Source organism: Clostridium arbusti SL206, assembly GCF_000246895.1.
GTDB lineage: Bacteria > Bacillota > Clostridia > Clostridiales > Clostridiaceae > Clostridium_I > Clostridium_I arbusti.
This window is the reverse complement of sequence record NZ_BAEV01000044.1, coordinates 13128-28999: the sequence shown is the minus strand read 5'-3', so window position 1 is coordinate 28999 and position 15872 is coordinate 13128. Positions and strand designations below refer to the sequence as shown.

Annotated in this window: 14 protein-coding genes and 1 riboswitch; of the genes, 12 read left to right on the top strand and 2 right to left on the bottom strand. The window is 30.8% G+C overall.

Features of this window, described 5'->3' with window-relative positions; all coding sequences use genetic code 11:
• Positions 1-35: 35 nt before the first annotated feature.
• Positions 36-1958 carry an ABC-F family ATP-binding cassette domain-containing protein gene (locus tag RH99_RS09610; protein ID WP_010237094.1) on the bottom strand — a complete coding sequence of 641 codons (1923 nt, stop codon included), beginning with the start codon at positions 1956-1958 and terminating at the stop codon, positions 36-38.
• A 181-nt stretch (positions 1959-2139) separates the two neighbouring features.
• Between RH99_RS09610 and RH99_RS09605 the strand changes: the two genes are divergently transcribed.
• The 10 genes from RH99_RS09605 (at position 2140) to RH99_RS09560 (ending at position 11962) form a co-directional block, all read left to right on the top strand.
• The gene (locus RH99_RS09605; RefSeq protein ID WP_010237092.1) at positions 2140-2775 is read left to right on the top strand and encodes a redox-sensing transcriptional repressor Rex; all 636 of its coding nucleotides are present in this window, start codon (positions 2140-2142) and stop codon (positions 2773-2775) included.
• Between the two features lie 451 nt (positions 2776-3226).
• Entirely contained in the window at positions 3227-4015 is a 789-nt protein-coding gene (locus RH99_RS09600) for a short-chain-enoyl-CoA hydratase (RefSeq protein WP_010237090.1), read from the top strand.
• Between the two features lie 16 nt (positions 4016-4031).
• The gene (locus RH99_RS09595) at positions 4032-5171 is read left to right on the top strand and encodes an acyl-CoA dehydrogenase (protein WP_010237088.1); all 1140 of its coding nucleotides are present in this window, start codon (positions 4032-4034) and stop codon (positions 5169-5171) included.
• An 18-nt stretch (positions 5172-5189) separates the two neighbouring features.
• On the top strand, positions 5190-5972 hold the full coding sequence (locus RH99_RS09590) for an electron transfer flavoprotein subunit beta/FixA family protein (protein WP_010237085.1): 783 nt from the start codon (positions 5190-5192) through the stop codon (positions 5970-5972).
• A gap of 22 nt (positions 5973-5994) precedes the next feature.
• Positions 5995-7008, top strand: a complete 1014-nt coding sequence (locus RH99_RS09585) for an electron transfer flavoprotein subunit alpha/FixB family protein (protein WP_010237081.1) — start codon at positions 5995-5997, stop codon at positions 7006-7008.
• A 64-nt stretch (positions 7009-7072) separates the two neighbouring features.
• Complete coding sequence (locus RH99_RS09580) at positions 7073-7921, top strand: 3-hydroxybutyryl-CoA dehydrogenase (RefSeq protein WP_010237079.1); 849 nt, start codon at positions 7073-7075, stop codon at positions 7919-7921.
• Between the two features lie 419 nt (positions 7922-8340).
• Positions 8341-9234: a sulfide/dihydroorotate dehydrogenase-like FAD/NAD-binding protein gene (locus RH99_RS09575; RefSeq protein ID WP_010237077.1), complete on the top strand. Its 894-nt coding sequence runs from the start codon at positions 8341-8343 to the stop codon at positions 9232-9234.
• A 1-nt stretch (position 9235) separates the two neighbouring features.
• A complete protein-coding gene (gltA, locus tag RH99_RS09570; protein WP_010237075.1) occupies positions 9236-10618 on the top strand; it encodes an NADPH-dependent glutamate synthase in 1383 nt (460 codons plus the stop codon).
• 21 nt (positions 10619-10639) lie between these two features.
• A complete protein-coding gene (locus RH99_RS09565) occupies positions 10640-11050 on the top strand; it encodes a C-GCAxxG-C-C family (seleno)protein (protein ID WP_243441482.1) in 411 nt (136 codons plus the stop codon).
• A 33-nt stretch (positions 11051-11083) separates the two neighbouring features.
• The gene (locus tag RH99_RS09560; RefSeq protein WP_010237071.1) at positions 11084-11962 is read left to right on the top strand and encodes a DNA-3-methyladenine glycosylase family protein; all 879 of its coding nucleotides are present in this window, start codon (positions 11084-11086) and stop codon (positions 11960-11962) included.
• A gap of 495 nt (positions 11963-12457) precedes the next feature.
• On the opposite strand, the gene RH99_RS09555 is transcribed toward RH99_RS09560, so the two are convergent.
• Positions 12458-13093: a TIGR01906 family membrane protein gene (locus tag RH99_RS09555; RefSeq protein WP_243441481.1), complete on the bottom strand. Its 636-nt coding sequence runs from the start codon at positions 13091-13093 to the stop codon at positions 12458-12460.
• Between the two features lie 386 nt (positions 13094-13479).
• Between RH99_RS09555 and RH99_RS09550 the strand changes: the two genes are divergently transcribed.
• A complete protein-coding gene (locus RH99_RS09550) occupies positions 13480-13767 on the top strand; it encodes a co-chaperone GroES (protein WP_010237067.1) in 288 nt (95 codons plus the stop codon).
• 54 nt (positions 13768-13821) lie between these two features.
• Positions 13822-15450 (top strand): chaperonin GroEL, encoded by a 1629-nt coding sequence (gene groL, locus RH99_RS09545; RefSeq protein ID WP_010237065.1) that lies wholly within the window; start codon positions 13822-13824, stop codon positions 15448-15450.
• A 284-nt stretch (positions 15451-15734) separates the two neighbouring features.
• Positions 15735-15831, top strand: a riboswitch (purine riboswitch).
• The last annotated feature ends 41 nt before the right edge of the window (positions 15832-15872 follow it).

Below are 15872 nucleotides of genomic sequence, written 5' to 3'. Positions count from 1 at the left end.
TTTTTTATTATATAAGTTTAAATTAAGAATAAACTTTACTCATTAGTTAATTCATCCCATTGTTCATAGAGTTTTTCAAGCTTATTTTCAAGTTCAGTAATATTATTATTAACATCCTTACTTCTTTCAGGATCGGAGTATACCTCCTCCAGGCAGAGACTATTTTGAAGTTCATCTATTGAAGTTTCAGTATCAAGAATAGAATCTTCCACAGATTTGATTTTTTGCTTTTCTGATCTAGCTGATTTTTCTTGTTCTCTTTTCTTTTTCTTTTCAAGATTAATTTGAGTTTTTGTTTTTCCTAAGGTTTTTTCTTCTTCATCTTGAAATCTATTAGGGTTTTTCTTTTTATCAACATAATAAGTATAATTCCCTAAGTATTCTTTTACTCCATCTATTTGCAACTCATATATTTTAGAAACAACTTTATTTAAAAAATATCTATCATGAGAGATGACAAGTATAGTTCCGTCATAGCCTAATAGAGCATCTTCTAGAGCTTCACGGGATACTATATCGAGGTGATTTGTAGGTTCATCTAGAAGAAGAAAATTACTTTTGGATAACATTAATTTCAAAAGGTTAATCCTACATTTTTCACCACCACTTAGATTAGATATTTTCTTAAAAACATCATCACCAACAAATAAAAAAGCGGCCAAAGCATTCCTGAGTTCTGTAGTAGTCATGTCAGGAAAATCATCCCATATTTCATCAATAATTGTTTTCTCATCATTTAAATTTGACTGTTCTTGATCGTAATATCCTATAAATACATTTTTACCTAAAACTTTTATGCCTGTATCACTTTTGATATTATCCAGTAATATTTTAAATAAGGTAGTTTTACCACGACCATTTTCACCTATAAGGGCTGTTTTTTCCCCACGCTTCATGTCAAAATTTAGAGATTCAAAAAGTTTTTTTTCGCCAAAGCTTTTTGATAAATCTTCAATGTGCAATACATCATTACCACTTTTGATCAAGGTTTCAAATTCTATTCTTGAAGCTTTACCATCTTTATCTGGAGCCTTTATACGGTCTATCTTATCTAAGGATTTTTGTCTGCTTTCAGCAGCTCTTATACTTTTTTCTCTGTTAAACGATCGATACCTTTCAATTATGTCTTCTTGTCTTTTTAGTTCTGATTGCTGCAATTTATAGGCTTTTAACTGAACTTCATAATTTTTCTTTTTAAGTTCTAAAGCCTCGGTGTAATTACCAGCATATACATTAACATGACCGTTTACCATTTCTAAAGTTTTTTCTGTAATGGCATCTAGAAAATATCTATCATGAGATATTAAAACAACAGTACCTTTATAGGAAATAAGATATTGTTCTAGCCATTCTATAGCATCTAAATCAAGATGATTTGTAGGTTCATCTAAAAGAAGAATATCTGGTTTTGTAAGTAGAAGTTTACAGAGAGCAGTTCTAGTTTTTTGACCACCACTTAAAATGTTTATAGGTTTATTAAAATCATTTTCTGAAAATCCAAGACCATTTAAGACCCTATGTATTTCAGCTTTGTATGTATAACCACCTTTGGTATCGTATAGCTCCGTTAGAGTAGTATAGTCTTTTATTATTTTATTGTGGTATTCTTCATTATCTGAATTATAAGGTTCATTCATTTTAACTTCTAATTCAGATAATTTTCTTTCAATGTTTAGTAATTCTTTAAATACAGATAAGAGTTCATCATATATTGTAATGGATTCATCTAAAGATAAATGCTGAGAAAGATAACCTAATCTCTTGTTTTTTTCCATAAATAATTCACCGTTATCTTGTTCAAGTTGATTTGTTAAAATTTTGAACAAAGTAGATTTACCAGCACCATTAGCACCTATAAGACCAATCTTTTCACTTTCGTTCACATTAAAGGTTATATCTTTCAGTACTACATCTATACCATAGCTTTTATTTATATTTTTTGCACTTAAAACTATCATAATTAATCACCAATCCTATATATTAAGTATTATTATATATTTTACTATTTTAATGTGAAAATTTGTAGTATAATTTAAATTTTATAGAACTATGTTTATTTTTTATCAAAAAATAGTGTAAATTTATCGATATGTGGTAAAATATAATAAGTGTATATTTGAGATATGAGGGGTGCAGCCGGTGGAAAAGAAAAAAAATAATATATCTATGGCAGTAATAAAGAGATTGCCTAAGTACCATAGATATTTAAATGAACTAGTTAATAATGAAGTGGATAGAATTTCATCTAAAGAATTAAGCGAGAAAATAGGTTTTACTGCTTCACAAATAAGGCAAGATTTAAATTGTTTTGGTGACTTTGGCCAACAAGGCTATGGGTACAATGTGAAGGATTTACATTATCAAATATGTAATATACTTGGAATTACGAAAGAATATGAAACTATAATAGTAGGAGCGGGTAATATTGGTCAGGCTATAGCCAATTATATAAATTTTCAAAAAATGGGATTCAAAATGAATGCAATATTTGATAGAAATCCCAAATTATTAGGGCTCAAGATAAGAGATGTGGAAATACAGGATATTGATTGTTTAGAACCTTTTTTGCAAAAGAATCATATAGACATAGCTACTATTTCTGTACCTCCACAAAATGCACAAAGTGTATGTGATATTTTGGTGAAAAATGGAGTTAAAGGTATTTGGAATTTTGCGCCAGTGGACTTAATGGCACCTAAAGACGTTATGGTAGAAAACGTACATCTAAGTGAAAGTTTACTTACTCTAACTTGTCTAATGAATAAATTAATATGATATAAATTATTCATTTAAGCACGCTAGATATTGTTAAAACTTAAAAATAAGCAATATTATTTTGTGGCATTAATATAGTTAAATATAAGATAACAACATGTTAAAAAAGTATCTAATTATAAAGGTGTATAACAATATTAAATTACACTATATTAATAAAATATATTATATTTGTAAAAAAAGCAATACTTTTAACAAATATAATATATTTTTTTATGCATAATTACTGTGTACTCATGTAATTGTATACAATGAGCAAATGGGGGCAGTTGAATCTTAGCAAATAGTAAAAGATTATTAGAATTTAATGCTATGATATTTATAATTTAAAATTGTTATTGAAAACTATTTAATTTCAGTATATAATAAAAATTGAAGTGATAAATTAGTGTGTTTTTAACGTCAATTGTTATAATATTAACAATTAATTAAAGACGTGGGAGGATTGGGCATGGAATTAAAAAATATTATCTTTGAAAAAGAAGAAAAAATTGCCGTAGTTACAATTAACAGACCAAAAGCTCTTAACGCTTTAAACAGTGAAACATTAGAAGAGCTTGATTACGTAATTGATAAGATTGAAGAAGATAATGAAATTTTAGCGGTAGTATTAACAGGAGCAGGAAAATCTTTCGTAGCTGGAGCAGATATATCTGAAATGAAAGATATGAATGTAGTAGAAGGAAGAAAATTTGGAATACTAGGTAATAAAGTATTCAGAAAACTTGAAAATTTAGAAAAACCAGTTATAGCAGCATTAAATGGGTTTACATTAGGTGGAGGTTGCGAAATTGCAATGTCTTGTGATATAAGAATTGCATCAACTAAAGCAAAATTTGGCCAACCAGAAGTATCTCTTGGAATAACCCCAGGTTTTGGCGGAACTCAAAGATTAGCTAGATTAATAGGTACAGGAGCTGCAAAAGAACTTATATATACAGGTAAAGTAATAAATGCTGAAGAAGCGTACAGACTAGGTCTTGTAAATAGACTTCTAGAACCAGAAGGTTTATTGGAAGAAGCAAAGAAATTAGCAGCTACAATAGCTAATAATGCACCAATAGCTGTTAAATTAGCAAAATCAGCTATAAATAGAGGAATCCAAACAGATATTGATACAGCAGTAGCTATTGAATCAGAAGTATTTGGAGCTTGTTTCTCTACAGAAGATCAAAAAGAAGGTATGAATACATTCTTGAATGATAAAAAATATCTAGTAGGTAATTTTAAGAACAAATAATGAGGAGGTAACTTACATGAATTTTTCATTGACTAAAGAACAAGAACTAGTAAAACAGATGGTTAAAGAATTTGCTGAAACTGATGTTAAGCCAATAGCAGCAGAAATAGATGAAACAGAAAGATTCCCTATGGAAAATGTAAAGAAAATGGCTAAATATGGTATGATGGGTATACCTTTCGCTAAAGAATATGGCGGTGCTGGTGGAGACACATTATCTTATATATTAGCTGTAGAAGAATTATCTAAAGTATGTGGTACTACAGGAGTTATACTTTCAGCACATACTTCACTTTGTGGTTCATTAATTAACCAATTTGGAACACCAGCTCAAAAAGAAAAATATTTAATACCCCTTGCAAAGGGTGAAAAAATAGGTGCTTTTGGTTTAACTGAGCCAAATGCTGGAACAGATGCTGCAGGTCAACAAACTGTAGCGGTACTCGATGGTGATAATTATATAATTAATGGTTCAAAAATATTCATAACAAATGGTGGAGTAGCAGACATATTTGTTATATTTGCAATGACTGATAGAAGTAAGGGAACTAAGGGAATAACAGCATTTATAATTGAAAAAGGATTTGAAGGTTTTTCAATTGGTAAGCTCGAAGATAAGCTTGGAATAAGAGCATCATCTACTACTGAACTTATATTTGAAGATATGATAGTACCAAAAGAAAACATGATTGGTAAAGAAGGAAAAGGTTTTGGCGTAGCAATGAAAACTCTTGACGGAGGAAGAATTGGTATAGCTGCACAAGCTTTAGGTATTGCAGAAGGCGCTTTTGATGAAGCAAAAGAATATATGAAAGAAAGAAAACAATTTGGAAGATCATTAAGCAAATTCCAAGGACTTGCTTGGATGATGGCAGATATGGATGTTGCTATAGAGTCAGCTAGACATTTAGTTTATAAAGCTGCTTGGGCAAAAGATCAAGGACTTCCATACAGCGTTGATGCTGCTAGAGCAAAACTAGTTGCTGCAAATGTTGCAATGGACGTAACAACTAAGGCAGTTCAATTATTTGGTGGATATGGATATACTAAAGATTATCCAGTGGAAAGAATGATGAGAGATGCTAAGATAACTGAAATATATGAAGGAACTTCACAAGTTCAACAATTAGTTATTTCAGGAAATATTTTCAGATAATAAGGAGGGTTATAAGCAATGAATATAGTTGTTTGTTTAAAACAAGTTCCAGATACAACTGAAGTTAGAATAGATCCTAAAACAGGAACACTTATAAGAGAAGGAGTTCCATCAATAATAAATCCAGATGATAAAAATGCTTTAGAAGAAGCATTAGTAATAAAAGAAAATACAGGTGCTAAGGTTACTGTACTAAGTATGGGACCTCCACAGGCACAAACAGCTTTAAGAGAAGCAATAGCTATGGGAGCAGATGAAGCAATACTTATATCTGATAGAGCTTTTGCAGGAGCAGATACATTGGCAACATCAAATGCACTTGCAGGAGCACTTAGAAAACTTGACTACGATGTAGTGTTTGCTGGAAGACAGGCAATAGATGGTGATACTGCACAGGTTGGACCAGAAATAGCTGAGCATCTTCACATTCCACAGATTACTTATGTAGAGAAAGTAGATGTAACTGGAGATAATGAATTAACAGTAAGAAAAGCTTGGGAAGATGGCTATGAAATAGTTAAAGTTAATACACCAGTATTGCTTACAGCTATAAAAGAATTAAATGAACCAAGATACATGGATATTAAAAATATATTTGGAACATTTGATAAAGAAATAACAATATGGAGTGCTGATGACATAGATGTAGATAAATCCCTTCTTGGACTTAAAGGATCTCCCACTAAGGTTAAGAAATCAGCAACTAAAGAAGCAAAGGGACAAGGAGAAATAGTTAATCAACCAGTTAAAGAAGCAGTTACTTATGTAGTTTCAAAATTAAAGGAAAAACACTATATTTAAAATGATGTAGGAGGGATTTTCAATGAATATACAAGATTACAAAGGCGGAGTATGGGTCTTTGCTGAACAAAGAGATGGCGAACTTCAAAAAGTTTCATTAGAACTTTTAGGAAAAGGCCGAGAAATGGCAGATAAATTAAATACAGAATTAGTTGCAGTTTTACTTGGGTATAATACTGATGATATTGCCAAAGAATTATTAGCTTATGGTGCTGATAGAGTAATAGTAGCTGATGATAAGCTTTTATCACATTTTTCAACTGATGCATATGCAAAGGTTATTTGTGAATTATCAAATGAAAGAAAACCTGAGGTAATATTCATAGGTGCTACATTCATAGGAAGAGACTTAGGTCCTAGAATAGCAGCTAGACTTACAACTGGATTAACAGCTGATTGTACAGCACTTGATATAGATCCAGAAAACAGAAATCTATTAGCTACAAGACCAGCTTTTGGTGGAAATTTGATGGCTACAATAGTATGTGCTGATCACAGACCTCAAATGGCTACTATAAGACCAGGTGTATTTTCTAAATTAGATAAAGATGCATCTAAAGAGAATACTTCAAAGATTGAAAAAGTTAAAGTTAATTTAACATCAGATGATATAAGAACAAAAGTGCAAGAAGTTGTAAAATTAGCTAAGGACGTAGAAGATATAGCAGAAGCTAGCATTATAGTAGCTGGTGGTAGAGGTGTTGGAAGCAAAGAAAATGTTGCTAAACTTCAAGAATTAGCAGACGTTCTTGGTGGTACAGTTGCAGCTTCAAGAGCAGCTATAGAAAAAGAATGGATTGATAAATCACTTCAAGTTGGTCAAACTGGTAAAACTGTAAGACCTCAGCTTTACATAGCTTGTGGTATTTCAGGTGCTATTCAACATCTTGCTGGAATGCAGGATAGTGATTATATAATAGCTATAAATAAGGATGAAAATGCACCAATAATGCAGGCAGCAGATCTTGCAATAGTTGGAGATTTAAATAAAGTTGTGCCAGAATTAATAACACAAATAAAAGCTAGTGCTAAATAGTATATTTGTGAAGAATTATTTTGTCTTAAATTAAGATGAAAATTATATTAGGAGGCTATGTAGTATGAAAAAAGTATGTGTACTTGGTGCTGGAACAATGGGAGCTGGAATTGCTCAAGCTTTTGCAGCAAAAGGCTTTGAAGTTGTTCTTAGAGATATAAAAGACGAATTTGTTGAAAGAGGATTAAAGGGAATAGATAAGAATCTTTCAAGATCAGTAACAAAAGGAAAGCTTACTGAAGAAGCAAAAACTGAAATACTTACAAGAGTAACCGGAACAGTTGACCTAAATGAGGCAGCTGATTGCGATCTTGTAGTTGAAGCAGCAGTTGAAAACATGGAAATAAAGAAAAAGATTTTTGCAGATTTAGATAATATTTGTAAACCTGAAACTATTTTAGCTTCAAATACATCATCACTTTCAATAACTGAAGTGGCAACTGCAACTAAAAGACCTGATAAGGTTATAGGTATGCATTTCTTCAATCCAGCTCCAATTATGAAGCTTGTTGAGTTAATAAAAGGGATGGCTACTTCACAGGAAACATTTGATGTAATAAAAGAATTAAGTGTTTCAATTGGAAAAGAGCCTGTAGAAGTTGCAGAAGCTCCTGGATTTGTTGTAAATAGAATATTAATTCCAATGATAAATGAAGCTGTTGGTATTCTTTCAGAAGGAATAGCTTCTGCTGAAGATATCGATACTGCTATGAAACTTGGAGCTAATCACCCAATGGGACCTTTAGCATTAGGAGATTTAATTGGTCTTGATGTATGCTTAGCAATAATGGACGTTCTTTATAAAGAAACTGGAGATTCAAAATATAGAGCTAGTTCATTACTTAGAAAATATGTAAGAGCAGGATGGCTTGGAAGAAAATCTGGTAAAGGTTTCTTCGATTACTCAAGATAGTAATTATAGACAGAAAAAGATACTACTCATTGGAGTGGTATCTTTTTTGTTATATATCTAAAAATTAGATAAAAATAATAGTAGCACGGATATGTATAATTTATATAAAGTTAATGTGAGTATAAACGCCACGTATTAAGATTCATTGGCTACTGTAAATGATTATAGATAAGTTTGACTTGATGTTAAATATTGTTTAAAATATACTTGTTAAAATATATAATTAAAATTGAAATTGAAATTGAAATATAATTTAAATTTGGTATAATACAAGTTAAATCAAGTAATTTTGAATAATCATTTGAAGAAATTCGCAATACTTTTTTCAAAATTTGTAGATGACTTTGAGTTCAGCAAAAAATAGTACTCACTAGCAAGAGGTGAGTGAGTTATGTTAAATAATATAATTGGAGGGTACAATGTTTAAAATATTAGATAAAAATAAAGATATAAATAACGTTTACACTATGAAGATAATGGCTCCAAGGGTTGCAAAATCCATAAAACCGGGTCAGTTTATAATACTTAGGATAGATGAAAAAGGTGAAAGAATACCATTTTCTGTTTGTGATTACAATGCAAGAGAAGGATATGTAACTATTGTATTTAGAGTAAATAGTAGCTCAGTAGAGCAGTTAGCTAATATGAATATTGGAGACAATATAATTGATTTCGTAGGTCCTATGGGACAGGCGTCTTTTCTAATTAAGGAAAATATAGAAGAACTTAAGGCAAAAAATATACTATTTGTAACAGATGGCTTAGCTGCTGCTAGAATATATCCTGAAGTTTCGTGGTTAAGTAGTAATGATATATCAAGCGATGTTTTAATTAACTTTGATACCTATAGTGAAATAGTATTTAAAAAGAAAATAGAAGACATTGCAGGTAAAGTAGTTGTTTCTACAGTTGATGGTAGTAAAGGCATTAAAGGTGATGCTGCAAAGGCCATTAAAAGCATTCTAGAGGGTGAAAAGAAGTATGATATAGTTATTGCTATAGGAGCAACAGAAATGATGAGAGACGTTTCTGTAGTAACTAAAGAGTATAATGTAAAGACCATAGTTAGTTTAACTACGCTTATGCTAGACGGAACGGGAATGTGTGGTGGATGCAGGCTTACTATTGGCGGAAGTGTAAAATTTGCATGTCAAGATGGACCGGAATTTGATGGACATCTTGTAGACTATGAAGAAGTTATAAGACGTCAAAATTTCTATGCTACTTATGAATCTAAATTAAAATATAGAAAAGAGCATGGAAGTTGTAATCATAGTATAAATGAAGTTACCACAGCATTGGAGGCGGAATAATATGAATAAATTACAAAGAACACCTGCTCATGAACAGGATGTAGATACTAGAATTAAAAATTTTGATGAGGTTTGCTTAGGTTACAATGAGGAAGATGCAGTAAATGAAGCAAATAGATGCCTTCAATGCAAGAATCCAAGATGTGTAGGGAAATGTCCAGTTAACAATAAAATACCTGCTTTTATCAAATGTATAAGAGAAAGAGATTTTAAAAAAGCAGCAGCAATAATTGCTGAAACAAGTTCTTTACCGGCAGTATGTGGAAGAGTCTGTCCTCAAGAAGTTCAGTGCGAAGGTGGATGCGTACTTGGAATTAAAGGTGAACCAATATCTATAGGTAATCTGGAAAGATTTGTAGCTGACTGGTGCAGAGAGAATAATGTAGACTTCAATGAAAAGGTAGAAAGTAATGGCAAAAAGGTAGCGGTGGTAGGTAGCGGCCCTGCGGGGATTGCCTGCGCAGGAGATTTAGCAAAGCTTGGCTATGATGTAACTATATTTGAAGCATTACATGAAGCTGGTGGTGTTTTAGTATGGGGTATACCAGAGTTTGTATTACCTAAAGAAACTGTTGTTAAACATGAGATAGATAATGTAAAGAAACTAGGTGTTAAAATAGAGACAAACGTCTATGTCGGTAGAACTGTTACTATAGATGAGCTTTTAAGTGAAGAAGGTTTTGAGGCTGTATTTATTGGAACAGGAGCGGCCGTGCCTAATTTTATGGGTATTCCTGGTGAGAATTTTAATGGAGTGGTAGCTGCTAATGAGTTCTTAACTAAAAACAATCTTATGAAGGACTATAGAGATGATTATAAAACACCTGTTGTAGTAGGTAAAAAGGTAGCTGTAGTAGGTGGAGGAAACGTAGCTATGGATGCTGTAAGAGCCGCTCTAAGACTTGGTGCAGAGTCACACCTTATATATAGAAGATCAGAGGAAGAACTTCCTTCAAGAGTTGAAGAAGTTAAATATGCAAAAAAAGAGGGAATTCAATTTCATCTTTTGACAAATCCAATTGAAATTTTAGGAGACTCAGAAGGTTGGGTAAATGGAATAAAATGTATCAAAATGGAACTTGGTGAAGCAGATGCATCAGGAAGACGAAGACCAGTTCCCATAGAAAATTCAGAATTTGTTCTAGATGTAGATATGGTAATTATGGCTATTGGATCTGGAGCTGATACTTTAATTAACAAAACTACAGATGGACTTGAAGTAAATAGAAAAAATCTTATAGTAATTGACGAAGAAACTGGACGTACTTCAAGAGAAAGAGTATATGCAGGTGGAGATGTGGTAACAGGTCCAGCAACTGTAATATTAGCGATGGGTGCAGGCAAAAAAGCAGCAAAAGCTATCCATGAAGACCTAAGTAAATAAACATATTATAGAAGAAATGGAGTGTTATTATTGTTTGTAGATTACGTTAAGAAATACTATGGTGCGGAATACGATTTAAACTGTGCGGAAACAATACTTTATGCAGCAAATGACAGATATGATCTTAATCTTGATAAGAAGGCTTTAAAATCAGTTGCAGCCTTTGGTGGTGGCATGGGAATAGGGGATGTATGTGGTGCTATAACTGGATCACTAGCTGTGCTTGGGATTATCTTTGTTGAGGATAGAGCTCATGAAAGTATAAAAATAAAGAAATTATCTATGAAATTTTTTGAAAGATTTCAGTCTATTCTAGGTGGAAAGAATTGTATTGAGCTAAAGGACAAATTTGCAACTTACGAAGAAAGATGTAGCAAAATTATGTATACTGCAGCAGAGGTTTTGGAACAATTAATAGATGAGTATAAATGATCTACATTGTGTTTGTTGAAAAGAGGATGTAATATGGATTTTCAAAATGTTGAGAGTAAAGATAATTATGTATTAATCAAAAATATTAAGAATTTTGAATTAGAGCATGTATTTGAATGTGGTCAATGTTTTAGGTGGAACAAAACAGAGCAGGGTACTTTTATTGGAGTTGCCTTTGGTAAGGTAATTGAAGTAGAAAAGAAAGATAATAATTTAGTTATATACAATACTACAGAAGAAGAATTCAATAATATTTGGCTAGATTATTTTAATTTGCGTAGAGATTACAAGGAAATAAAAGAAGAGCTTAGCGAGGATCCACTATTAAAAAAATCAGTGGATTTTGGAAATGGGATAAGAATTTTAAAGCAAGAGCCCTTTGAAATTCTTATATCATTCATTATTTCTGCAAATAACAGAATACCGATGATAAAAAGAGAGATAAATACCATAAGTAAAAAATGGGGTAAAGAAATAAAATATAAAGATGATATTTATTATACTTTTCCAAAGGTTGAGGATCTTCAGGATAAGACTATAGAAGATTTTGAAGGTTGTGGAGTAGGATTTAGAGCAAAGTATATAAAGGATACTTGCGAAAAAGTTTATGCCAGTGATAATATTTTAGAGTATATATACAGTTGTGATGACGACAAATGTCATATAGAATTGCAAAAGTTTATGGGAGTAGGCCCAAAGGTAGCCGATTGTATAATGCTATTTTCTATGGAAAAATATTCAGCTTTTCCGGTAGATGTATGGGTTAAGAGAGCAATGATGCATTTTTATGTTGCACCAGATGTGTCACTAAAGAAAATAAGGGAGTTTGGTAGAGATAAATTTGGAAATTTGTCTGGATTTGCTCAGCAGTATTTATTTTACTATGCAAGGGAAAATAATATAAATGTATAGGAATCCTTTGAAAATCAAGGGCTAAGTTTTGTAGGATACTTATTTATTAAATGATTTTTGTAAGGGGCTGTCTCACTATGCATAAATATGAATAGTGAGACAGCTTTTGATCATTATACTATTAAAAACAATTATTTTTTATTACTAGCCAATTTTACATTAGAAAAATTAGTGGAATATAAATATGTATTTTATATATAATATAAAGTGTGTCTTATGTATAATCAATTAGTTTAGTTAGGTATCTTCAAATAAATAACTAGTCAGTATACTAGTCTATTTTGAATTATACTACGTTAATAGAACCTTCTGATAGCACCACTATCATCAGAACCTGTTTCCTTGTATATTTCAAAATAGACGTCGCATCTTTGACTTGTTATTTATTTTCACATGCCTTATTAAGTTTATTTCACTATAATTATCATTATTGAAAGTAAAGGATTCAATGTGAAATTAAGTTGAATTTTCATATTGAATCCTTTACTTTGTTTATTATGAAAATAACCTAAACGTATTTTTATTATAATTCCGTTTGTTTATGATTCTGTAAATTATGTATAAAATTAAGCCTGTTAAAAATGACAATAGTATTATTAACATTAAACAGTGCATAAAGAATGATTCTGGTAAGATTAATATCACAGGGTCAGTATTTGGATCAAATAGCCAAAAGTCATTTCTAAATAAGATTTTATGAAGATCATCAAAATAAGCTGTAAAGTTTGTTACAAATATCGGTATTAAAATTAAAGGTAAAGCCATAAGGCTTATTCCTGATATTTTTAGATACAAATATATTTTATTTTTAATAGTAATAATAAATGAAATAATGATAAATAATAAAGAAAAATACAAGAAGTAATTTAAAGATTTAAAAATTCCATGTACTTCAAAAAAATGTATTTTAGCATCCACAGATGAATTTAGTGTTGGGAGTTTAAAATCTGAAGGATTGCTTAGATTTAGAAAATTAATTATATAATTATAATTAATTTTTATTGTGTCTACATTTAATCCGGATAATTTCTCTATGTCTAATTTTACTATATCGTAATAATAGAGAGGCTTAAAATTAGAAATTATTTTAGTGAAAATTACAATTGTAGTTAAAAATATAAGCAATGACATAATCAGTTGAAGTAAAAAAAGTTTTCGTTTATGCATAAATATCTCCTATAATAATAAATTTATAGCTATAATTATACCCATTTACGGGCAGTATTAATATAGGTTTGATGAATTTTTTATTAAAATATCAAGTAAAATAGGCATTTTTGTGCTTTTAATATTTGTATAATAGAAAAATGGAGCAAATAAGAGAAATTAGGCAATATAAAGATGTATTGAGACGTAATTTCTATTAATTGCCATAATTCAGCGTATTGGTTTAAACTTAGTAGTTGATTATATAAATAGTATTAACTATTATAATAATTGTATTAGCACTCAAGTGTAATGAGTGCTAACAGATAAAGTATAATAAATTTTTTTAATAAATTGAGGAGGGTTTAAAGATGAAAATTAGACCACTTGGAGACAGAGTTGTTATTAAAAGATTAGAAGCAGAGGAAACAACAAAAAGCGGAATTGTTTTAACAGGAGCTGCTAAGGAGAAACCATTATTAGCGGAAGTTATTGCAGTAGGACCTGGTGGATATGTAGATGGAAAAGAAATTAAAATGGAATTAAAAGCTAATGATAAGGTGTTTTTCTCAAAATATAGTGGAAATGAAGTTAAACTTGATGGAGAACAATACTTAATTGTAAAACAAGACGACATACTTGGCGTTGTAGAAGATTAATTATTAAAATAAAATTCAATTGAAAATATTAAAATTGTTTGGAGGTATTTATATATGGCTAAAAGTATATTATTAGGCGAAGAAGGCAGAAGATCTATGCAAGCAGGTGTAGACAAACTTGCTAATACAGTTAAAGTAACACTTGGACCAAAAGGTAGAAATGTGGTTCTTGATAAAAAATTTGGTTCACCACTTATAACAAATGATGGTGTTAGTATTGCAAGAGAAATAGAATTAGAAGATCCATATGAAAATATGGGAGCACAATTAGTAAAAGAAGTTGCTACAAAAACTAATGATGTAGCAGGAGATGGTACTACAACAGCTACACTATTAGCACAAGCAATAATAAGAGAAGGATTAAAGAATGTTACAGCTGGAGCTAATCCAATGCTTATAAGAACTGGTATAAATAAAGCTGTTGAAGAAACTATTAAGAATCTAAAAGAACTTTCAAAACCTATAAGTGGAAAAGAAGATATAGCTAGAGTTGCAGCTATTTCAGCTAGTGATGAAAACATAGGAAAGCTTATAGCAGATGCTATGGAAAAAGTAGGTAATGAAGGTGTTATTACTGTTGAAGAATCAAAATCTATGGGAACTGAATTAGACATAGTTGAAGGTATGCAATTTGATAGAGGATATTTGAGTGCATATATGGTTACTGATACAGAGAAAATGGAAGCATCACTTGATGATCCATATATATTAATAACAGATAAAAAAATAGCAAACATACAAGAAATACTTCCAATCTTAGAGCAAATAGTTAAACTAGGAAAGAAACTTTTAATAGTTGCTGAAGAAATAGAAGGAGAAGCTCTTACAACACTTGTTGTAAACAAACTAAGAGGAACATTTACTTGTGTAGGTGTTAAGGCTCCTGGCTTTGGAGATAGAAGAAAAGATATGCTTAAAGATATCGCTATTCTAACTGGTGGTGAAGTTATATCAGAAGAATTAGGAAAAGATCTTAAAGATGTAACTTTAGAAGAACTTGGAAGAGCTGAAAGTGTTAAAGTTTCAAAAGAAAATACTACTATAGTAAATGGTAAAGGCGATAAAGAAGCTATAAAATACAGAATTTCTCAAATAAAAGCTCAAATTGAAGCTTCAACTTCAGATTTTGATACAGAAAAATATAAAGAAAGACTTGCAAAACTTGCAGGTGGAGTTGCTGTAGTAAAAGTAGGAGCAGCTACTGAAACAGAACTTAAGGAAAGAAAATTAAGAATAGAAGATGCTCTTGCAGCAACAAAAGCAGCTGTAGAAGAAGGTATAGTACCTGGTGGTGGTACAGCTTACTTAAACATATTACCAGAAATTAAAGAGCTTACTGATGAAGAACCAGATATTCAAGTTGGAATAAACATAATAGTAAAAGCACTTGAAGAACCAGTAAGACAAATAGCAGAAAATGCAGGACTTGAAGGTTCTGTAATAATAGAAAAAGTCATAAGCAGCGAAAAGGGAATCGGTTTTGATGCTCTTCGTGAAAAATATGTAGATATGATAAAAGCAGGTATTGTAGACCCAACTAAGGTTACAAGATCAGCACTTCAAAATGCAGCATCTGTAGCTTCTACATTCTTAACAACTGAAGGTGTAGTTGCAGAAATTCCTGAAAAGAATCCTGCACCAATGCCAGGAGCTCCAGGAATGGGAATGGACGGAATGTATTAATTTAGTTAAAAACTTAAAAATATCTCGTAAATTAATTTTACGAGATATTTTTTATGTAAAAAATTATAAAGAAATAGTTTATTAAAAATAAACTATTTCTTTATAAAAATTTAGCTTCTGTATGTAAAATTGCAAATTAAATATTATTTATTCAAAGATTTGTTATAATTTTAGTGATTTTAGCAAAATGTATAAACTGTAGATGATTTTACTTTGTTTATATGGAAATTTTTTCAATTGACAAACTTGCTTATTTTAAATAAAATAAGTGTTATTATTAAAGAAAAGAAATGAATATTTAATCTCATATATACCTTGAATATGGCGAGGAGTTTCTACCGGAAACCGTAAATTCCGACTATGGGTGATTTTTAAGTAAGCCTCTTATTGGAACTTTTTTTGGCGTACTGATTTTCACTTAG